21 protein-coding genes are annotated in these 20566 nt (G+C 65.8%); 18 read left to right on the forward strand and 3 right to left on the reverse strand.

The window, feature by feature from the left end; all coding sequences use genetic code 11:
- The first annotated feature begins 18 nt into the window (after positions 1–18).
- The 14 genes from prmC to E3O65_RS06095 all read left to right on the forward strand — a co-directional run bounded on the left by prmC (position 19) and on the right by E3O65_RS06095 (position 12446).
- A complete protein-coding gene (gene prmC, locus E3O65_RS06030) occupies positions 19–987 on the forward strand; it encodes a peptide chain release factor N(5)-glutamine methyltransferase (RefSeq protein ID WP_422386404.1) in 969 nt (322 codons plus the stop codon).
- Between the two features lie 108 nt (positions 988–1095).
- Positions 1096–1851, forward strand: a complete 756-nt coding sequence (locus E3O65_RS06035; protein WP_134362838.1) for an L-threonylcarbamoyladenylate synthase — start codon at positions 1096–1098, stop codon at positions 1849–1851.
- Entirely contained in the window at positions 1848–3071 is a 1224-nt protein-coding gene (locus E3O65_RS06040) for an MraY family glycosyltransferase (RefSeq protein WP_134362839.1), read from the forward strand. Before E3O65_RS06035 ends, E3O65_RS06040 begins: the two co-directional genes overlap by 4 nt.
- Positions 3068–3541 (forward strand): Cg1360 family ATP-synthase-associated protein, encoded by a 474-nt coding sequence (locus tag E3O65_RS06045; protein ID WP_134362840.1) that lies wholly within the window; start codon positions 3068–3070, stop codon positions 3539–3541. The genes E3O65_RS06040 and E3O65_RS06045 overlap by 4 nt, the downstream gene beginning before the upstream one ends.
- 172 nt (positions 3542–3713) lie before the next feature.
- Positions 3714–4502, forward strand: coding sequence for a F0F1 ATP synthase subunit A (atpB, locus tag E3O65_RS06050; protein ID WP_134362841.1), 789 nt, complete (start codon positions 3714–3716; stop codon positions 4500–4502).
- Between the two features lie 45 nt (positions 4503–4547).
- Entirely contained in the window at positions 4548–4784 is a 237-nt protein-coding gene (atpE, locus tag E3O65_RS06055) for an ATP synthase F0 subunit C (RefSeq protein WP_174722269.1), read from the forward strand.
- Between the two features lie 29 nt (positions 4785–4813).
- Positions 4814–5365, forward strand: a complete 552-nt coding sequence (locus E3O65_RS06060; RefSeq protein WP_134362842.1) for a F0F1 ATP synthase subunit B — start codon at positions 4814–4816, stop codon at positions 5363–5365.
- A complete protein-coding gene (locus E3O65_RS06065; protein ID WP_134362843.1) occupies positions 5365–6162 on the forward strand; it encodes a F0F1 ATP synthase subunit delta in 798 nt (265 codons plus the stop codon). Before E3O65_RS06060 ends, E3O65_RS06065 begins: the two co-directional genes overlap by 1 nt.
- Before the next feature lie 89 nt (positions 6163–6251).
- Positions 6252–7889 carry a F0F1 ATP synthase subunit alpha gene (atpA, locus tag E3O65_RS06070; protein ID WP_134362844.1) on the forward strand — a complete coding sequence of 546 codons (1638 nt, stop codon included), beginning with the start codon at positions 6252–6254 and terminating at the stop codon, positions 7887–7889.
- A 99-nt stretch (positions 7890–7988) separates the two neighbouring features.
- Entirely contained in the window at positions 7989–8891 is a 903-nt protein-coding gene (locus E3O65_RS06075) for a F0F1 ATP synthase subunit gamma (protein WP_134362845.1), read from the forward strand.
- A gap of 18 nt (positions 8892–8909) precedes the next feature.
- Positions 8910–10373 carry a F0F1 ATP synthase subunit beta gene (gene atpD / locus E3O65_RS06080; protein ID WP_134362846.1) on the forward strand — a complete coding sequence of 488 codons (1464 nt, stop codon included), beginning with the start codon at positions 8910–8912 and terminating at the stop codon, positions 10371–10373.
- A 2-nt stretch (positions 10374–10375) separates the two neighbouring features.
- Positions 10376–10642: a F0F1 ATP synthase subunit epsilon gene (locus tag E3O65_RS06085; RefSeq protein ID WP_134362847.1), complete on the forward strand. Its 267-nt coding sequence runs from the start codon at positions 10376–10378 to the stop codon at positions 10640–10642.
- A 5-nt stretch (positions 10643–10647) separates the two neighbouring features.
- Complete coding sequence (locus tag E3O65_RS06090) at positions 10648–11418, forward strand: YaaA family protein (protein WP_134362848.1); 771 nt, start codon at positions 10648–10650, stop codon at positions 11416–11418.
- 47 nt (positions 11419–11465) lie between these two features.
- The gene (locus E3O65_RS06095; protein ID WP_134362997.1) at positions 11466–12446 is read left to right on the forward strand and encodes a malate dehydrogenase; all 981 of its coding nucleotides are present in this window, start codon (positions 11466–11468) and stop codon (positions 12444–12446) included.
- A gap of 37 nt (positions 12447–12483) precedes the next feature.
- Here the strand turns inward: E3O65_RS06095 and E3O65_RS06100 are convergent, their stop codons facing one another.
- The 3 genes from E3O65_RS06100 to E3O65_RS06110 all read right to left on the reverse strand — a co-directional run bounded on the left by E3O65_RS06100 (position 12484) and on the right by E3O65_RS06110 (position 14851).
- Complete coding sequence (locus tag E3O65_RS06100) at positions 12484–13107, reverse strand: DNA-3-methyladenine glycosylase I (protein WP_134362849.1); 624 nt, start codon at positions 13105–13107, stop codon at positions 12484–12486.
- The gene (locus E3O65_RS06105) at positions 13104–13604 is read right to left on the reverse strand and encodes a methylated-DNA--[protein]-cysteine S-methyltransferase (RefSeq protein WP_134362850.1); all 501 of its coding nucleotides are present in this window, start codon (positions 13602–13604) and stop codon (positions 13104–13106) included. Before E3O65_RS06105 ends, E3O65_RS06100 begins: the two co-directional genes overlap by 4 nt.
- A 95-nt stretch (positions 13605–13699) precedes the next feature.
- On the reverse strand, positions 13700–14851 hold the full coding sequence (locus E3O65_RS06110) for a N(5)-(carboxyethyl)ornithine synthase (RefSeq protein ID WP_134362851.1): 1152 nt from the start codon (positions 14849–14851) through the stop codon (positions 13700–13702).
- A 197-nt stretch (positions 14852–15048) separates the two neighbouring features.
- Between E3O65_RS06110 and E3O65_RS06115 the strand changes: the two genes are divergently transcribed.
- The 4 genes from E3O65_RS06115 to E3O65_RS06130 are packed head-to-tail and all read left to right on the forward strand — an operon-like array spanning position 15049 to position 20539.
- Positions 15049–16173, forward strand: a complete 1125-nt coding sequence (locus tag E3O65_RS06115) for an acyltransferase family protein (protein ID WP_166785675.1) — start codon at positions 15049–15051, stop codon at positions 16171–16173.
- Positions 16174–16232: 59 nt separating this feature from the next.
- Positions 16233–16823, forward strand: coding sequence for a TetR/AcrR family transcriptional regulator (locus E3O65_RS06120; RefSeq protein WP_134362853.1), 591 nt, complete (start codon positions 16233–16235; stop codon positions 16821–16823).
- A 9-nt stretch (positions 16824–16832) separates the two neighbouring features.
- Positions 16833–18566, forward strand: coding sequence for an ABC transporter ATP-binding protein (locus E3O65_RS06125; RefSeq protein WP_134362854.1), 1734 nt, complete (start codon positions 16833–16835; stop codon positions 18564–18566).
- On the forward strand, positions 18563–20539 hold the full coding sequence (locus E3O65_RS06130) for an ABC transporter ATP-binding protein (protein ID WP_134362855.1): 1977 nt from the start codon (positions 18563–18565) through the stop codon (positions 20537–20539). The genes E3O65_RS06125 and E3O65_RS06130 overlap by 4 nt, the downstream gene beginning before the upstream one ends.
- Positions 20540–20566: the final 27 nt, after the last annotated feature.

Below are 20566 nucleotides of genomic sequence, written 5' to 3' on the forward strand. Positions count from 1 at the left end.
TGCATTACATTTCAATACGTGACAACTCCGCCGAGTAACGATTCCATTCCCGCCAGCGTCGACACATTGCGAAACCTGGCGATCGAGACCCTCTCTCTGGCGGGCGTGTCCGACCCCGAGGTCGACGCAGACCTTCTCATCGGGCATGTTCTGTCCCAGACCAGGGGCCAGGTGCAGGCTGCCGCCATCCTGCGCACTGCACTCGGTGAAACGGATGCTGCGGTCATCCTCGAACTCGTTCGTCGCCGCTCCCTGCGCGAGCCCCTGCAGCACATCACCGGGCGGGCTCCGTTCCGTTCCCTGGAACTGTTCGTCGGGCCGGGCGTCTTCGTTCCCCGTCCCGAGACAGAACAGGTGGTGCAGTTCGCCATCGACGCACTCCGGGCCAGCGCAGACCCCGAGCCGATCGCGGTGGACCTCGGCACCGGCAGCGGTGCGATCGCACTGGCCATGGCCGTCGAGGTACCGAATGCGCGAGTCTGGGCCGTCGAGAATTCACCGGATGCCTTCCCTTGGACCAGCCGCAACTTCCGGGCGGTCGCTGCGCCGAACGCCACGCTGGTGTTCGGCGACCTTGCCGAGTCCCTCGTCGAACTGGACGGGACAGTGGCCGTGGTCATCTCCAACCCGCCCTACATCCCGGTGGATGCGATCCCACGCGATCCGGAGGTGCGCCTTTTCGACCCTGCCAGGGCCCTGTACGGCGGCCCGGACGGTCTCGACGTCGTGCGGCACGTCTCGCGCACGGCGCTCCGCCTGCTCCGTCCCGGCGGACAGATCGTGATCGAGCATGGGGAGCGCCAGGGCGCCGAGATCCGCGCTCTCCTCGCCGCTGACGGCTGGCGCGCGCCCGCCACCCACCGCGACTACACCACACGTGACCGCGCCACGACAGCCCTCGCCCCGGTGTCCGCCCCCATCGACGCCCTCGCGCCCCTCACGCCCCTCACGTCCCCCAAACCCTCTCACTCACCCGCCGGGCCGTGAGTCCGCCTCCTTTTCGGCCTCAGAACCGGTGAATTACTTCCGGCTCGGCGAGTGGACGGGGTGGGGGTAGCAGGGTCGCCACCGGCGGCTGCAGTAGAATCAGGCACAATGACACGCATCTATGACTGCTCGGTTGACACGGAATACGCGGCCGGCATGAGGCTCGCGCGCTCGGCCATCGGCCGCGGCGCGCTTGTTGTCATACCCACCGACACGGTCTACGGCATCGCCGCGGATGCGTTCAGCCCGGAGGCGGTGCACAGGCTCCTGGATGCGAAGGGCCGTGACCGCTCATCGCCCCCTCCCGTGCTGATCCCCGGAATCCCCACCCTCGACGCCTTGGCCCAGAACATTCCGCAGCCGGTGCGCGATCTTGTCGCCGCGTTCTGGCCGGGCGGTCTCACTGTGGTGCTCACGGCCCAGCCATCGCTGGCCTGGGATTTGGGAGAGACTCGTGGCACGGTTGCGCTCAGGATGCCGAGCAACCCCGTGGCCCTTGACCTTCTGTCCGAGACGGGGCCGCTCGCCGTGTCATCCGCCAACATCAGCGGACTTCCCTCCGCCATCGACGCGCTCGGCGCGGAGGAGATGCTCGGCACCAGCGTGGCCGTGTACCTCGACGGCGGCACCGCCGGCCTGGGTTACGAACCGATCGGCGATCGGCCGGGCGACACCTCGTCGACCATTGTGGATGCGACCGGTTTCGACTTGAACGGCGGCAAGGTGGTCATCGTGCGCAACGGTGTGATCTCCCGCGCGGCCATCGAAGCCGTGATCGGCGCCGCCCTCGCACCGATCGGGTTCGGCGCAGTCGAGGCAGCACCGGAGAGGGCCGACCCAGAGGCAGGCGCCGACCCCGCATGACCATCTTCATCCTGCTGAGTCTCGTATCGGCCGTTGTGACCTTCGGGTTCTCCTTCCTGGTGCTGAGACTCAGCCACCGCTACCGGCTCTACCCGAAGATCCGGGAACGTGACGTGCACACGCGGCCAACGCCCCGACTGGGCGGGATCGCGATCTTCCTCGGGATCGTCGTGGCGTTCGGGGTGTCCTATCTGATCGCGGCCGGGTTTGCCCCGCTGCGCCTCATCTTCAGCGATCCGCAGCAGATTCTCGCCATCCTCGGCGCGGCGCTGCTGATCGTACTGTTGGGCGTGGCCGACGACCTCTGGGACCTCGACTGGATGACAAAACTGGCCGGCCAGTTCATCGCGGCCGGCCTCATCGCGTGGCAGGGCGTGCAGGTGCTCTCGCTCCCCATCGGCGGGCTGACCGTCGGATCGTCCTGGATGTCCATCCTGATCACCGTGATCGTGATCGTGATCGTGATGAACATGATCAACTTCATCGACGGGCTCGATGGACTGGTGGCCGGTGTCGCGCTCATCGCGAACGGCGTGTTCTTCCTCTACAGCTACCTGTTGGCGCGGGACACCTCCCCAAGCAACTACTTCAACCTCGCCTCTCTGATCGCAGCCATCCTGGTGGGCGCCTGCGTCGGCTTCCTTCCACTCAACTGGCGGCCGGCAAAATTGTTCATGGGCGATGCCGGGGCTCTCTTGGTCGGTCTGCTGATGGCCACGTCCGCGATCGCGATCACGGGCCAGGTCGACCCGACGTCCGTCAACCGGTCGCAGCTGTTCCCGGCGTTCATCCCGATCATCCTTCCGGTGGCCATCCTGATCATCCCGCTCCTCGATTTCGGCCTGGCGGTGTTCCGGCGCGTCCGGGCCGGGAAATCGCCCTTCAGCGCTGACCGGAAGCACCTGCATCATCGGCTTCTGGACATGGGACACTCGCACCTGCACGCCGTGCTGATTTTCTACGGCTGGACCACCGCGGCATCCGTCGGCTGCCTGCTCTACTTCCTGCTGCCGGTGTACTTCGGATTGCCAACCTGGTACGCCACCATCTTCCTGATCGTCGCGCTGGTGGTCTGCACGGTTGTCACGCTCGCTCCGTTGAGTCGACGCAAGGCCGTGGAAACCGCCAGCCAGCTCGCCCGCCCGACCGACCACAGAGAACAAATCGCCAGACTCGACCGTCTCGATGAGGCGTCGGCGACGGCTGAGGAGAACGTATGACCAGCGCCCTGCCCCGCCCACCCCAGCCGACGTCGGTACCGGTCCTGCGCCGCATCCTCCTCTACGGGGCCGTCCTGGCCGGGGCCATCGCCGTGGTCGGCGCCGTGATCGGCGGGGTCGTGGCCGGCGGCTCCGGCGTCGTGAGTGCCCTGATCGGCACCCTGATGGCCGTGGTCTTCATGGGCATCACCGCCGGCAGCATCCTGGTGGCCAACCGCTTCGCCGGCACCTCGGCCGCCATCGGTGCCTTCTTCGGCATCGTCATGGGCGGCTGGCTGGTCAAGTTCGTTGTCTTCCTGGTGCTGATGGTGCTGCTCAAGGACCAGTCCTGGATTCAGCCCGTCGTGCTGTTCCTCAGCATCATCGCCGGGGTGATCGGATCGCTCCTGGTCGACGTTTTCGTCCTGATGAGGAGCCGGGTTCCCTACGTCAGCGACGTGACTTTGCCGCCTTCAACTTCCGAGGATTGACCGCGCGCCTCGATTCGGTCCCGCGCCCAATCCTTGCTAGGATAAGCCTCGGTTCGCCCCGGACCTACTGTGCCATGTCGCACAGCGGTCCAGCCCATCATTCGTCATCGCGAGAGCAGAGCTCCCCGCCCCGAAACAGGAGAAAGCGCTGCTAGAAACCGCCGTAAACCTGATGATTCCGTTTGCCACCGATGAGGGTGGATTCAACGGTCCGACGATTGGTGAATTCTTCCCGGAAGCGATCTTCTTCGCCGGGACGCCTTTCGAAATCAACCGCATCATGCTCATCCGATTCCTGGCCGTGGCCGTGCTGCTGCTGGTCTTCTGGATCGGCACGCGCCGGATGAAGGTCATTCCGACCCGCATGCAGAGCGTCGTCGAGATGGGCCTGGACTTCGCCCGGGTCAACATCGCAGAAGATATCCTCGGCAAGAAAGACGGCAAGCGCTTCCTGCCGTTGATCACGACTATCTTCTTCATGGTGTTGTTCCTGAACATCACCGGCCCGATCCCGTTCCTGAACATCGCCGGCACATCTGTTATCGGCGTCCCGCTCGTTCTGGCCCTGGTGGCCTACAGCGCGTTCATCTACGCCGGCGTCAAGAAGAGCCCAGGCAACTTCTTCCGCAATGCGCTGTTCCCTCCCGGGGTTCCGCCGTTCCTCTACATCATCGTGACGCCGATCGAATTCATTTCGACGTTCCTCATCCGCCCGGTCACTCTGACCCTGCGGCTTCTGATGAACATGATCGTCGGGCACCTGCTCCTGGTGCTCTTCTTCAGCGCCACTCAGTTCTTTTTCTTCACGGCAGACGGCGGCTTCAAGCTGTTCGGTGTTGGCACCCTGGTCTTCGGCTTCGCATTCACGCTGTTCGAAGTTCTGATCGCCCTGCTGCAGGCATATATCTTCGCTCTGCTCACCGCCGTCTACATCCAGCTCGCGCTGGCTGAGGAACACTAAACAACAAATCCAGCATTCGCTGAATTTGTCACTACGGAAGGAAACATGTTGGACGCAACAACCGTTCTCGCGGAAATCAACGGCAACATCGCGACTGTCGGTTACGGCCTCGCCGCAATCGGCCCGGCCATCGGCGTGGGTATCGTCGTCGGCAAGACCATCGAGGGTGTCGCACGTCAGCCTGAACTGGCGGGCCAGCTGCAGGTTCTGATGTACATCGGTATCGCCTTCACCGAGGCGCTTGCCTTCATCGGTATCGCTACCTACTTCATCTTCGTTTAGTCCTCTTTTCTCTCTAGTCAGGAGGCACGATGTTTAATGCAGTGATTGCAGCTGCTGCAGAGGGGGAGACGGCGAACCCGCTCCTCCCCGCGGTCTACGACATTGTCTGGTCCTCGCTCATTTTCGTTGTCATTCTGTTCTTCTTCTGGAAGTACGTCCTTCCGAAGATGCAGAAGTTGCTCGACGACCGTGCCGAGGCCATTGAAGGCAACATTGCCAAGGCCGACGACGCTCAGCGCAAGGCCGAAGCTGCTCTAGAGCAGTACACGGCCCAGCTCGCCGACGCTCGTGCGGAGGCAGGCCAGATTCGCGAGCAGGCTCGCGCTGACGGTCACAAGATCATCGCAGAGCACAAGGACCAGGCCTTGGCCGAGGCCGCACGTGTAACCTCGAGCGCCAAAGCCCAGATCGAAGCAGAGCGCCAGGCGGCAGTCGTCTCGCTGCGCTCCGAAGTGGGCACCCTGGCCATCGACCTCGCATCCGGTGTCATCGGCGAGAGCCTGACCGACGACGCGAAGGCCAGCGCCATTGTCGACCGTTTTCTGGCTGACCTTGAGGCCTCGGAGAAAGCAGCTAAGTAATGGGAAGCGCCACCAGAGAAGCTTTGGCCTCGTCACGGGCGGCATTGGCTGCCCATGGCAGCACGGCCGATCTGGCGACGGGCGAAAGCCTGCTGAACGCCGGCCGTGTTATCGGCGACTCGTCGCAGCTCCTGTCCGCCTTGGGTGACCCGGCAGCGGATGCCGCCGCGAAGTCCGCGCTCGTTCGCGCGGTGTTCGCGTCGGGGCTGACCCCGACCGCACTCGAACTCGTTCAGTCGGCCAGCGCGTCGCGGTGGTCCAGCCACGACGACCTGCTCGCCGGGATCGAAGACCTCGGTCTGCGGTCCATCGCCGCGTCCGCTCCGGTTGCCGGGACGGTAGAGGCGGAACTGTTCGCCTTCGGCAACGCAGTGTCGTCCAATGCCGAGCTTGAGTTGGCCCTGGCCAGCAAACTGGGTGCGTCGAGTGCCAAAGTCGGCCTCGTCAACTCTCTGCTTGCCGGCAAGGTCTCTGAGCAGACGCTGACGATCGTGTGTCACCTCGTGCAGCAGCCGCGCGGCCGCCGCATCGGTGAATTGCTGCGCTACGCGGCATCCGTCATTGCCGACCAGTCGGACACGTCGATCGCCACGATTACGTCTGCCGCCACACTCGCTCCCGAACAGCTCGAGCGCTTGCGTACGAGCCTGACGGCGCGTTACGGCCGTCGGCTCACGATCAACCAGGTCGTCGACCCGGCTCTGGTCGGGGGCGTTCACGTTCAAATCGGTGACGACGTCATCGATGGCAGCATTGCCACCCGCCTCAAAGATCTGAGACTTCAGCTCGCTGGCTGACCGCCTCGGTCAGTACACACACATACCTCGGGGCGGCAACGCCTCGTGCACGACAGAACCTGTACACCCAGTACAGAAAAGGGAAGATGATGGCAGAACTAACGATCAGCCCCGATGAGATCCGCGACGCTCTCCAGGACTTCGTAAAGTCCTACGAGCCGAACAAGACCGCTACGACCGAGGTCGGCTACGTCACCACTGCGGGCGACGGCATCGCGCACGTCGAGGGCCTTCCCAGCGTGATGGCGAACGAGCTCATCAAGTTCGCCGACGGCACCCTGGGCCTAGCCCAGAACCTGGACGAAGACGAGATCGGCGTCGTCGTTCTCGGCGAGTTCACCGGCATCGTCGAAGGCATGGAGGTGCACCGCACTGGCGAGGTCCTCTCTGTGCCCGTCGGCGACGGCTACCTCGGCCGTGTCGTCGACCCGCTCGGCGCCCCGATCGACGGTCTCGGTGAGATCAAGAGTGAAGGTCGTCGTGCACTGGAGCTTCAGGCTCCCGGCGTGATGGACCGCAAGTCGGTGCATGAGCCCATGCAGACCGGAATCAAGGCCATCGACGCCATGATCCCGATCGGCCGCGGCCAGCGCCAGCTCATCATCGGTGACCGCCAGACCGGCAAGACCGCGATCGCGATCGACACGATCATCAACCAGAAGGCCAACTGGGCTTCGGGCGACGTCAACAAGCAGGTGCGCTGCATCTACGTCGCCATCGGTCAGAAGGGCTCCACGATCGCCGCCGTCAAGGGCGCGCTCGAGGATGCCGGAGTCATGGAGTTCACGACCATCGTCGCGTCTCCCGCCTCCGACCCGGCCGGCTTCAAGTACCTCGCCCCGTACACCGGCTCGGCAATCGGCCAGCACTGGATGTACTCCGGCAAGCACGTTCTCATCATCTTCGACGACCTGTCGAAGCAGGCGGAGGCCTACCGCGCCGTATCGCTGCTGCTGCGCCGCCCGCCGGGACGCGAGGCGTACCCCGGCGACGTGTTCTACCTGCACTCCCGTCTGCTCGAGCGCTGCGCCAAGCTGTCCGACGCACTCGGCTCCGGATCGATGACCGGCCTGCCGATCATCGAGACCAAGGCGAACGACGTCTCCGCCTACATTCCGACCAACGTGATTTCGATCACCGACGGTCAGATCTTCCTGCAGTCCGACCTGTTCAACGCTAACCAGCGCCCCGCTGTAGACGTGGGAATCTCGGTCTCGCGAGTCGGCGGTGACGCCCAGGTCAAGTCGATCAAGAAGGTCTCCGGAACCCTGAAGCTCGAGTTGGCCCAGTACCGCTCGCTCGAGGCCTTCGCGATGTTCGCCTCCGACCTCGACGCGACGAGCCGTCGCCAGCTGGGCCGTGGAGCCCGCCTGACCGAGTTGCTCAAGCAGCCGCAGTACTCGCCGTACCCGGTCGAAGACCAGGTCGTTTCAATCTGGGCCGGCACGAACGGCAAGTTCGACGAGGTTCCCGTCGCCGACGTGCTTCGCTTCGAGCGAGGTTTGCTCGACCACCTCGGCCGCACCACGAGCGTGCTCACGACGCTGCGCGACACCAACGTTCTCGACGACGCGACCATCGCAACGCTCGAGATCGAGGTCGACAGGTTCAAGCAGGAATTCCAGACGGGTGAGGGCAAGCCGCTCGCCTCGGTGGGCAAGGAAGTCTTCGAGGCCATCGGCGCCGACGAGGTCAACCAGGAAAAGATCGTCAAGCACCGCCGCTAAGTGGCGCAGCCGCGTCCCCGACTCCTGAGTCGCGGGCGCGGCCAGCATCACTCGATCACCCGCACCAATTCAGCACTGACAAGGAAGCACAGGAGACACATGGGAGCGCAACTTCGGGTCTACCGGCAGAAGATCAAGTCTGCCCAGACGACTAAGAAGATCACTCGGGCCATGGAGTTGATCTCCGCCTCGCGCATTCAAAAGGCCAAGGCACGCGTCGCCGCGTCAACCCCGTTCGCCCGTGCCATCACGCAGGCGGTGTCCGCGGTAGCGACCTACTCGAACGTCGCGCACGTGCTCACGACCGAGCCGGAAAAGATCGAGCGCGCCGCGGTTGTCATTTTCGCGTCCGACCGTGGCCTGGCCGGTGCGTTCAGCTCACAGGTGCTCCGCGAAGCGGAGTCGCTCAGCGAACTGCTGCGCAGTCAGGGCAAGGACATCGTCTATTTCCTGGTTGGTCGCAAAGCGGCAGCGTACTTCAGCTTCCGCCGACGTGTTTCCGAGCGGGTCTGGAGCGGTTCCACCGACCAGCCGCAGTATGAGACCGCCCGTGAAATCAGTGACGCGCTCCTCGAGGCTTTCCTCCGTGAAGCCGATGACGGTGGCGTCGACGAGATCCACGTCGTCTATAACCGGTTCGTCAGCATGGTCACCCAGGTTCCCCAGGTGGTCCGGCTGCTTCCGCTCGAGGTCGTCGAAGGCGTCGCAGAGCCCGGTGAGGCGCAGGTCCTGCCGCTCTACGAGTTCGAGCCGGATGTGGAGACCGTACTGGACTCGCTCCTGCCCGTCTACATCGAGAGCCGGATCTTCAATTCCATGCTGCAGTCCGCCGCAGCGGAGCACGCCGCACGTCAGAAGGCCATGTCATCGGCCTCCGACAACGCGGACAAGCTGATCAAGGACTTCACCCGGCTGTCCAACAACGCCCGGCAGACCGAGATCACCTCGCAGATTTCCGAGATCGTGGGTGGAGCCGACGCGCTCTCATCCGCCAAGAACTAAACCAGAGAAGAGAGAGCAATGACTGACACCATATCCGCGCCAGTCCATGCACCGGTCGAGACGGTCGCCGTTGGCCGGATCGCCCGCGTCACGGGCCCGGTCGTCGACATCGAGTTCCCGCACGACTCGATCCCGGGCATGTACAACGCGCTGAAGACCACCATCGTTATCGGTGATGTGTCGACCGTGATCACGCTCGAGGTTGCCCAGCACCTGGGCGACGACCTCATCCGCGCCATCGCGCTGAACCCGACCGACGGACTTGTCCGCGGCCAGGAAGTCCGGGACACCGGTTCGCCCATCACGGTTCCGGTCGGCGACGTCACCAAGGGGCGCGTGTTCAACGCCATTGGCGAGGTGCTCAATGCGGAGCCCGGCGAGAAGATCGAAATCACGGAGCGCTGGCCCATCCACCGCAAGCCGCCGCCCTTCGACCAGCTGGAGTCCAAGACCCAGCTGTTCGAGACCGGCATCAAGGTCATCGACCTGCTCACCCCGTACGTACTGGGTGGAAAGATTGGACTGTTCGGGGGTGCCGGAGTCGGCAAGACCGTTCTGATCCAGGAAATGATCCAGCGCGTTGCGCAGGATCACGGTGGAGTGTCCGTGTTCGCCGGTGTCGGAGAGCGCACCCGTGAGGGCAACGACCTCATCCACGAAATGGAAGAAGCCGGCGTCTTTGACAAGACCGCCCTCGTGTTCGGCCAGATGGACGAGCCACCGGGAACTCGTCTCCGCGTCGCCCTCTCGGCCCTGACCATGGCCGAGTACTTCCGCGACGTCGCCAAGCAGGACGTGTTGCTCTTCATCGACAACATCTTCCGCTTCACGCAGGCCGGCTCCGAGGTGTCGACCCTTCTGGGGCGCATGCCGAGCGCCGTGGGCTACCAGCCGACCCTGGCCGACGAGATGGGCATCCTCCAGGAGCGCATCACGTCCACGCGTGGCCACTCGATCACGTCCCTTCAGGCCATCTACGTGCCGGCTGACGACTACACCGACCCGGCTCCGGCGACCACCTTCGCCCACCTCGACGCCACCACCGAGTTGTCGCGTGAAATCGCGTCGAAGGGCCTCTACCCGGCCGTCGACCCGCTGACCTCGACCAGTCGTATCCTCGACCCCCGCTACCTGGGTGCCGATCACTACAACACGGCAGTTCGCGTCAAGGCGATCCTGCAGAAGAACAAGGAACTCCAGGAGATCATCGCGATCCTCGGAGTCGACGAGCTGTCCGAGGAAGACAAGGTCACCGTCTCCCGCGCACGCCGCATCCAGCAGTTCCTCTCGCAGAACACCTACATGGCGAAGAAGTTCACGGGCGTCGAAGGCTCGACGGTTCCCCTCAAGGACACCATCGAATCCTTCACCGCCATCGCCAACGGCGACTTCGACCACGTGGCCGAGCAGGCCTTCTTCAACGTCGGCGGCATTGCCGACGTTGAAGAGAAGTGGGCGAAAATTCAGAAGGAGAACGACTAGTCATGGCCGGTGCTCCGCTCAAGGTCAGCGTCGTCGCTGCGGACCACGAGGTGTGGTCCGGCGAGGCGAGCATGGTTGTCGCTCGCACCGTCGAAGGACAGATCGGAATCCTGCCGGGCCACGAGCCCATGCTGGCCATCCTCGCCAGCGGTGAGGTCCGCGTGACCCTGAGCGGTGGCGAGAAGGTCGTAGCCGAAGCGGCGGACGGCTTCCTGTCGGTCGCGAACAACGTGGTCACCATCGTGGCGCGCAAGGCAGAACTCGTCTAGCCAGTGTGCTGATCCTTCTGCCGCCGTCGGAGACGAAACGTCTCGGTGGCATCGAATTACCGCTTGATCTGCACAATCTCATGTACCCGTCGCTTGTTTCCAAGCGGCGGGTACTTGTGCGTTCCCTGCAGTCCCTCGCGAAACATCCGGATGTGATGATGGCTGCCCTCAAGCTGGGCCGCACCCAGTCCGGCGAGGTCGAACGAAACCGGATGCTGGCGACCTCCGCCACCATGCCGGCGATCGACCGCTATACCGGGGTGCTCTTCGACGCTCTCGACTCCGGCAGCCTCACTCCGGCCGAGCGCGACTGGGCCGGTCGGAACGTGCTGGTTCACTCCGCGCTCTTCGGTCCGGTCGGTGCTCTCGACCTCATCCCCGCCTACCGGCTGTCCTGCGATTCGAAGTTGCCAGCCCTGGCGCTCAAAAAGCACTGGGCGGCGGCCGTCAGCGCTGTGCTGGCCGGCGCGGAGGGGCTCCTGCTCGACTTGCGTTCCAACGGTTATGTCGCCCTCGGCCCGGTTCCGGCACGAGCCGACGCGGTTTTCCTGCGCGTCGTGACAGAAACGATCGACGGCCACACGCGGGCCCTGAACCACTTCAACAAGAAGGCGAAAGGACATTTCACCCGGGCGCTGATCCGGCAGGGAGAGTCCTTTGACACCGTTGCCGAGCTAGTGGATTGGGCGGAAGGGGCGGGCTTCGCGGTGCGGCCCGGACGAGCCCGCGAACTGGATCTGGTCGTCCCAGCAGAGGTGGCGGCAAACCGGGTCTGACGCCGGAGCGATCCGGCCCTAGGCTGGCTGTCGTGTCCACATCCACAATGAATGTCACCGTCACCGGCGCCGGCGGACAGATCGGCTATGCGCTGCTCTTTCGGATCGCTTCGGGGGACCTCCTCGGCCCCACCACCCCGGTCAATCTGACCCTGCTGGAGATCCCCTCGGGGCGCGCGGCTGCCGAGGGAACGGCTCTGGAACTCCAGGACTGCGCCTTCCCGCTGCTGCGTACCGTAACGGTCACCGAAGATCCCGTTCGCGCCTTCGACGGCGTCAACATCGCCCTCCTGGTCGGCTCCAAGCCGCGCGCCGTCGGGATGGAGCGCGTGGCCCTGCTCGAGAGCAACGGGCGTATCTTCGGACCGGCCGGCGGCGCACTCAACGCGGGGGCGGCACCTGACGTGCGCGTGCTGGTGGTGGGCAACCCCGTCAACACGAATACTCTGGTCGCCAGCGCGTTCGCCCCCGACATCCCGGCCGATCGATTCACGGCCATGACCCGCCTGGACCATAACCGCGGCGTAGCCCAGCTCGCAGTCCGGCTCCAGCTGCACGTCGCGGAGATCGACGGCCTCACCATCTGGGGAAACCATTCGGCGAGCCAGTACCCGGATGTCTTCCACGCCACCGCGGGCGGGAGACCCGTCTCCGAGTTGGTGGGGCGGGAGTGGCTGGCCGATGAGTTCATCCCCCGGGTTGCGAACCGGGGCTACGAGATCATCCAGGCGCGCGGTGCCTCGTCTGTTGCCTCGGCGGCCAGTGCGGTCGTCGACCACGTCTACGACTGGGTCAACGGCACGGGGGAGCGGTGGACGTCGGCGGGGATCGTGTCCGACGGCTCCTACGGAGTGCCCGCCGGCCTTGTGAGTTCTTTCCCCGTCCGGTCCGTGGACGGCCGCTGGGAGATTGTGCCCGACCTGGCGATCAACGCATTCTCCCGGGCCAGGATCGACGCCTCCGTCGCCGAGCTCCTCGATGAGCGGGACGCCATTCGGGCGCTGGGCCTGCTGCCCGCCGGTCGGTAGCTGGGCCCCCGCGGGTAGCTGGGCCCCCCGCGGGTGGCTAGCCGGTGGGGGTGGCCCGGTGGCATCCGCTGACGTGGTCGTCGACAAGGCCGGCGGACTGCATCAAGGCGTACATGGTGGTGGGGCCGACGAACTTGTAGCCGCGGGTGCGAAGTTCCCGGCTCAGTGCCGTCGACTCAGGCGTGATGGCCGGCACGTCTCCGAGCTCCCGCAGCCGCGCGCCGCGTGGTTCCGGCGCGAAGCTCCAGATCAGCTCGGCCAGACTCGCGCCGAGGTCGCGGGTGATCCGGGCATTCGAGATGGTGGCCTCGATCTTGCCGCGGTGCCGGATGATGCCTGCGTCGGCGAGGAGCCGGGCCACGTCGTGCTCGCCCATGACGGCAACCCTGTCGACGTCGAAGTCATGGAAGGCGGCACGGAAGGCCGGGCGACGCCGCAGGATGGTGAGCCAGGACAGGCCGGACTGGAATCCTTCGAGGCACAGCTTCTCAAACAGGAGCCGGTCGTCGCGGAGCGCTCGACCCCACTCCTCGTCGTGGTAGCGACGATACTCGGGGTCCGCTCCGCCCCAGCGGCAGCGGGCCAGGCCGTCGTCTCCAAGCGCCAGCGAAGCGGATTCCGCAGCCTTGACCGGCACCGCGCCGATCGATTCTCCGCTCATACCTGGTGCTCGATGCCCTCGTGGTTCAGTAGCCAGACCTTCGTGGGCACGCCGCTGCCTCCGCTGTAGCCGGTGATGCGCCCGTTCGCGGCCAGCACCCGGTGGCAACCGATCAGAATGGGCACGGGGTTCGCTCCGACGGCGCCGCCGACGGCCCGCCCGGCCCCCGGCTTTCCCAGGGACAGCCCCAACTCGCCGTAGGACGTGACCTCCCCGAAGCCGAGCGTGGACAGGCGCTGCCAAACGCCGATTTGGAACGGGGTCCCGCCCTGCGGTCGCACCGGCAAGTCGAAGGAGGTGCGGGTTCCGGCGAAATATTCCGTGAGTTGCCGGGAGGCCCGGGTGAGCAGGGGTGACGGCGATTCGGGTCGGTCGTCGAGGGGCAGATGCCCATCGCGTTCGATCGAGAGGGACAGGATGCTCTCGCCGTCACCGGTGAGTTCCAACCGGCCGATGGGGCTGGCCATCCGTAGCAATGAGGGTCCGATGCTGGTCATTCCTCGACTGTAGTCGGCTGCCCGGCGCGACCCTCGCGGGTTTCGGACCTGGGCGAGAGCCGGCCCCGGGCGCGCGGGGGAGGAGCCGTGCCCGATCAGCCGAGCCGGTCGTGCGGGTAGTCGGCCGACCGCTTCTGGAAGGCGAGGATGCCGGGATTCCGGATGACCCCGTTCCGGATCTCGATCGCCCGCCGGAGGGTCTCGTCGGCCTCCCAGGCTGCCTCGCCCGTCAGCACGTCCGGCAGGTAGGGGAGGAGGGCGGCGCTGATCTCCCAGGTCGCCGAGTTCCAGAGGTACGACGGGCTGTGGTCGACGGCGTAGTAGGTGACGTTGTCGCCCACTTGGAAGGTGGGATCCGCGAACGAGGTCGGGCGGGCCCAGTCAAACCCCATACCCGCATCGCAAGACACATCGACGATGAGCGATCCTGGCCCGACGAGCGGGAGGTCTTCCGTTCGTAGAAAGGTGAGCGGTGCGTTCGGGTCCTGCAACACGCAGTTGACGATCACGTCGTGGGCCGCGAGCAGTTCAGGGAGCGGAGTACGCTCCCCGTCGGAGAGCACGTAGTGCTTCGACTGGCCGGCTGGACCGGCCGGGTCGTGCACGATCGGCACGATCCGGGCGGAGTCGAGCACTGAGCCGGCCGGCACGTCCCGGCCCGTCAGCAGGGTCACGTCGGTCACGCCGTTGGCCGTCAGGCCGGTCACCGCGCCGCGGGCCGTCGAGCCTGAGCCGATCACGGCCGCACGCAGCGTGCGTCCGTAGACGCCCGTCAACCCGATCAATGACAGGGAGTGCACGACCGAGGCGAAACCGGCCAATTCATTGTTCTTAGCCAGAACGTGACGGCTGAATTCACCTTCCATCGTCCACTCGTTCATGGCTTCGAATGCGATCAGAGTGAGCTTTTTGTCGATGGCGAGCTGAGTCAGCGCAGCATCCTGCACACAGTGCGGCCAGCCCCACAGGATCTGACCGTGACGCAGGGCGGCGACATCCGCGAGGAGAGGTTTGGCGAGCAGGATGACATCGCAGTCTCGCACCAACCCATCTCGGGGAAGCAACCCGGCGACGAGGGGCGCCAACGCGTCGTCTGAGACCCCGAAGTGTTCGCCGTAGCCCTGCTCGAGAAATATCCGGGAACGAATCTCCGCATCGATCCGGCCCAGGTGCAGCGGATGCAGCGGAAGGCGACGCTCATCGGCCTTCCCGGAGCGTGACATGACGCCCATCGTGAGTCCGGTCATGCCGTCTCCTTCGGTCAACACCTGTCTAGCACACGCCCACGACGTCTTCGCCGCAACCACGAACTCACCCACCGTTGCATCCCAGGCGCGCCGTTCCCCCGTGTCAGGGGTCCGTGTTCTGCGGGCTAGGCTGACAGCGCTGTCGGACCGCCGGAGTCCACGGCTTGCGCCGTTGGCGCTTCGACCCTGGGGGACATGTGACCGATCAGCTTCTGCGGCGCCCGCAACTGCGTCAGGCAGCCGCCCAACTCGATACCGTTCAGCTGGCCCGTGGTTTCGCCGCCCTGGCCGTGGTGGCCTACCACGCGCAGTTGACCCAGGAAAAGTACTTCCCCGAGGCCACCATCCTGCCCGGCTTCTTCGGCAGCGGGCTGTCCGGCGTCGATCTCTTCTTCGTGATCAGCGGCTTCGTCATGGTCCTCACGACCCGTGGCAAGCACGGGGCGCCGCGCAACGTGGCGAAATTCCTCTGGAACCGTTTCTTTCGCATCTATCCGACCTACTGGGCCTACAGCCTCGCGCTGTTGCCGGTCCTGTTCCTCGCGCCGGCGTTCATCAATTCCTCTCAGGGTGGACAGGTCAACGTCCTCGCCTCATTCCTGCTGCTCCCGACGGAGATCCTGCCCCTGCTCCTGGTGGCCTGGACGCTGACCCTGGAGGTGTGGTTCTACATCGTCTTCGCGGTGGTCCTGTTGCTTCCGGAACGGATGCTGGTTCCCGCCCTGGGCGTCTGGTTCGCCTTCCTCATCGTCATGAACTGGTCTGGGCCGATCGCGGCCAACCCGCTGCTCGAGCTCCCGACCAACGCGATGGCCGTCGAATTCATCTTCGGCGGCGTAGCGGCACTCCTTTTCCGCCGGGTCAACCGCGTCGCCGCCGTCGTCCTGGCGGTGGCGGGCGTGGCCGTGCTCCTCGTGCTGGGTGCCACGACCCCCGCGGACATGTATGCGGGCCCCGGACTGGAGCGTCCGCTGACGCTCGGTGTCGGCTACGCCCTGATCCTCCTGGGCCTGACGGCCTCTGAGAACCGCGGTGGCGCCGGCGCGTTCTCGCGGTTGACCGTGTTCGGGGACATGTCGTATTCGGTGTACCTCTGCCACGTGCTCGTCTTGGCCCTGATGGGTCGGGTGTGGTTGGCGATCGCAGGTCCGGCCGTCACCGACCCGCTCATCGTCGGTGCCTGGTGGCTGGTGACCTTCGCCGCCGTGCTCACCGTCGGGTACCTGAGCTACCGGCTGATCGAGCGCCCGGTGATGACCGTGTCCCGGCGCTGGCGCGCATCCGTTTTCCAGGAGACGAAGGTCGCGTCGCGCGTTCGGTGACCGCGTTGACCTGGGTGCCTCGGTTTGTGAGTGAGTCCTCACTCAGTTAGGCTGAGCGCATGACGGTCAAGCCAGCACGCGCCCGCTCTCTGTCCGTGGAGGACCGGCAGTCGATGATCCTCGATGCCGTGACACCGCTTCTGATCGAGCGCGGCCAGGGTGTCACGACCCGGCAGATCGCCGAGTGCGCCGGGATCGCCGAGGGCACCATCTTCCGAGCCTTCGACAGCAAGGACGAGCTGATCCGGGCGGCCATGCACCGGCAGCTCGACCCGGAGCCGTTCCGCCTGGATCTTGCCGCGCTCGACCGGTCCGTCCCACTCGAGCAGCGGGTGCGCGCCATGGTCACCCTGCTGCGACGGCGATTCGCCACGAGCTTCGCGTTGATGTCATCGGTGGGGGCGATGGGCAAGCCGCACACCCACGACGTGGCCCACGAGTTCACCGGACTGCTGGCGCGAGTGCTGGCGCCCGACCTCGCCCGGCTCACGGTTTCCCCCGAGCGGGCGGGGCAGGTCATCCGGATGATCGCGCTCGCGGCATCCGTGCCCCACATCACGGCCGGTGCCGCGTTCGACGACGATGAGCTGACCGCGCTCATCCTCTACGGCATCATCGGCGCCCAGGCGCAGCCGAAAGCCGCCAGCTAGGAGAACCCGATGCTGTGGAAACTGCTTGTGAGGTACCTGCGGCCGTACTGGCGGCTGCTGACGGCCGTGGTGGTCTTCCAGCTGGCGCAGTCGATCGCCTCGCTCTACCTGCCAACCCTCAACGCCGACATCATCGACGAGGGCGTCGCCACGGGCGACACGGGGTACATCCTGCGCACCGGTGGCCTGATGCTGCTGATCACGCTGTTCCAGATCGTGTGCGCCATCGTCGCCGTCTACTTCGGCGCGAAGGCGGCGATGGCGCTCGGACGCGACCTGCGCGGCGCGGTCTTCACCCGGGTCGGTGAGTTCTCCGAGCAGGAGGTCACCCGGTTTGGCGCCCCGTCGCTGATCACCCGGTCGACCAACGACGTGCAGCAGGTGCAGATGCTCGTGCTGATGACCGCAACCATGATGGTCACCGCGCCGATCCTCTCCATCGGCGGCGTGATCATGGCAATCCGTCAGGATGTGCAGTTGTCCTGGCTGATCGCCGTGAGCGTGCCCGTACTGCTCATCGCCGTCGGGCTGATCATCGTGCGCATGGTGCCGTTGTTCCGGCTGATGCAGACCCGCATCGACACCGTCAACCGGGTGCTGCGGGAGCAGCTCACGGGCATCCGGGTCATCCGCGCGTTCGTGCGCGAAGACGTCGAGACAGTGCGCTTCGACCGTGCGAACGCGGATGTGACGGCGACCGCCCTGCGCGCCGGTCGCCTGATGGCTCTCATGTTCCCGGTTGTCATGCTCGTTCTCAACGTGTCGAGCGTCGCCGTGATCTGGTTCGGGGCGTTCCGGATCGAGGATGGCTCAATGCAGGTCGGCACCCTGATCGCGTTCCTCAGCTACCTGATGCAGATCCTGATGGCCGTGATGATGGCCACGTTCATGGCTGTGATGATCCCACGGGCCACCGTTTCCGCCGACCGGATCGGCGAGGTGCTCGACACCGAGTCGAGCGTGCGCCCGCCGCGGCACCCCGTCGTCGACACCGTCGGCCGCGGCGAGCTCGAGCTTGTGAACGTGGGCTTCGCCTACCCCGGCGCCGAGCAGCCCGTGCTTGCCGACGTGAGCTTTTCGGTGCACCGCGGTCAGACCACGGCGATCATCGGCAGCACGGGCTCGGGCAAGTCCACCCTGGTCAACCTGCTGCCGCGCCTGTTCGACGCCACCAGCGGCAGCGTGCGGGTTGACGGGGTGGACGTGCGCGACCTGCACCCGGACCTGCTCTGGGGCAGCATCGGGCTGGTGCCGCAGACGCCGTACCTGTTCTCCGGAACCGTGCGCAGCAACCTGCTCTACGGCAAGCCTGATGCCACGGAGGAGCAACTCTGGGAGGCACTGTCCATCGCCCAGGCCCGTGACTTCGTGGAGGAGATGCCGGAGGGCCTCGACGCGCCGATCGCGCAGGGCGGCACGAACGTCTCCGGTGGGCAGCGGCAGCGCCTGGCCATCGCCCGGGCGCTGGTCAAACGCCCCGAGCTCTACATTTTCGACGACGCCTTCTCGTCGCTCGACCTGGCGACGGATGCCCGGCTCCGCCAGGCCCTGGCCCTCGGCACGGGCGGCGCCACCATGGTGATCGTCGCCCAGCGGGTGTCGACCATCGTCGGCGCCGACCAGATCCTCGTTCTCGAGGGTGGTCGCATCGTCGGCCGCGGCACCCACGACGAACTGCTCGAATCGAACGGGACATACCGGGAAATCGTGGCGTCCCAGCTCGCGGCGGAGGAATCAGCATGAGTCACCCCAGCACGAGCTCAGCCTCGGACCGTCCCCCGGGCCGCGGCCCCGGCCCTGGCCACGGCCCCTTCGGCGGAATGAGCGCCCCGGCCGAGAAAGCCATGCACTTCGGCCCGTCCGCCAAGCGGCTGCTCGGCAAGCTGCGCCCCGAGCGCCTGTGGCTCGGGCTGGTCCTTTTCCTCGCCGTCGCGAGCGTCACCTTCTCCGTGCTCGGTCCGCGCCTGCTCGGCGAGGGCACGAACCTCATCTTCGCCGGCGTCACCTCTCAGAACCTGTCCGCCGGGGTGAGCCAGACCGAGGTGATCGACCAGCTGCGCGCCTCGGGCGACACCGGAAAGGCCGACCTGCTCAGCGGGATGACGCTGACCCCGGGCCAGGGCATCGACTTCGCGATGCTCTCCACCGTGCTGCTCTGGGCGATGGCGCTCTACGTGCTCTCCTCGGCGTTCGCCTGGGTTCAGGCCTACGTGCTCAACGGTGTGGTGCAGCGCACCGTCTTCCGGCTACGCAGTGAGATCGAGGCCAAGATCAACCGCCTTCCGCTGCGCTACTTCGACACGGTGCAGCGCGGTGAGCTGCTCAGCCGGGTCACCAATGACGTGGACAACGTGTCGCAGAGCCTGCAGCAGTCGCTGAGCCAGGTCGTCACCTCGCTGCTCACGGTCGTGGGCGTCATCATGATGATGTTCCTGCTCTCCCCGCTGCTGGCCTTGATCGCCCTGGTCACGGTGCCGCTGACCCTGGTCACCACCGTGCTGATCGCCAAGCGCTCGCAGAAGATGTTCGTGGCCCAGTGGACGCACACCGGTGAGCTGAACGGCCAGATCGAGGAGACCTTCACCGGCCACGCCCTGGTCACGGTGTTCGGCCGCCAGAGGGAGGTCGAACAGCGCTTCCGGGCCAAGAACGGCGAGCTCTACGAGGCCAGCTTCGGGGCCCAGTTCGTCAGCGGCCTGATCATGCCCGCTATGACCTTCATCGGCAACCTTGTCTACGTGGGGATCGCCGTCGTCGGCGGCCTCCAGGTGGCATCCGGTGCCATGCAACTCGGTGACGTGCAGGCGTTCATCCAGTATTCCCGGCAGTTCACCCAGCCGCTCGCCCAGCTCGGGTCGATGGCGAACCTGCTGCAGTCCGGCGTCGCCTCCGCCGAGCGGGTCTTCGCCCTGCTCGACGCCGAAGAGCAGAGCCCAGACCCGGAACCCGCCGAGACTCCCGAGCTCGGCCACGGGCGTCTGGTCTTCGAGGACGCGTCGTTCCGGTACAGCCCGGACAGGGCTCTGATCGAGAAGCTCAGTCTGGTGGCTGAGCCCGGCCAGACCGTAGCCATCGTGGGCCCGACCGGGGCCGGCAAAACCACCCTGGTCAACCTGATGATGCGGTTCTACGAACTCGACTCCGGCCGGATCACGCTGGACGGCGTGGACGTTCGCCGGATGACCCGTGACGACCTGCGCGGGCGCATGGGCATGGTGCTGCAGGACACCTGGTTGTTCGGCGGAACGATCCGCGACAACATCGCCTACGGGCGTCCGGGGGCCACCGAAGAGGAGATCCAGGAGGCGGCGCGCGCGACCTACGTTGACCGGTTCGTGCACGCTCTGCCTGACGGCTACGACACCGTGCTCGACGACGAGGGCGGCAACGTCAGCGCCGGCGAGAAGCAGTTGCTCACGATCGCCCGCGCGTTTCTCGCCAAGCCCAGCGTGCTGATCCTAGACGAGGCGACCAGCTCCGTCGACACGCGCACCGAGGTGCTCGTGCAGAACGCCATGAGCGCCCTTCGCGCCGACCGCACCAGCTTCGTGATCGCGCACCGTCTCTCGACGATCCGCGACGCCGATCTGATCTTGGTCATGGAGGCAGGTCGGATCGTCGAGCTGGGCACGCACGAGCAGCTTCTGGCAGCGGATGGCGCGTACTACGCCCTCTACAACGCTCAGTTCGCGGCGGCCGTCACCGACGAGGTCTAGGGGCACCCAGCGGCGTACTGTGGTGAG

It is taken from the genome of Cryobacterium breve (genome assembly GCF_004402375.1).
Lineage (GTDB): Bacteria > Actinomycetota > Actinomycetes > Actinomycetales > Microbacteriaceae > Cryobacterium > Cryobacterium breve.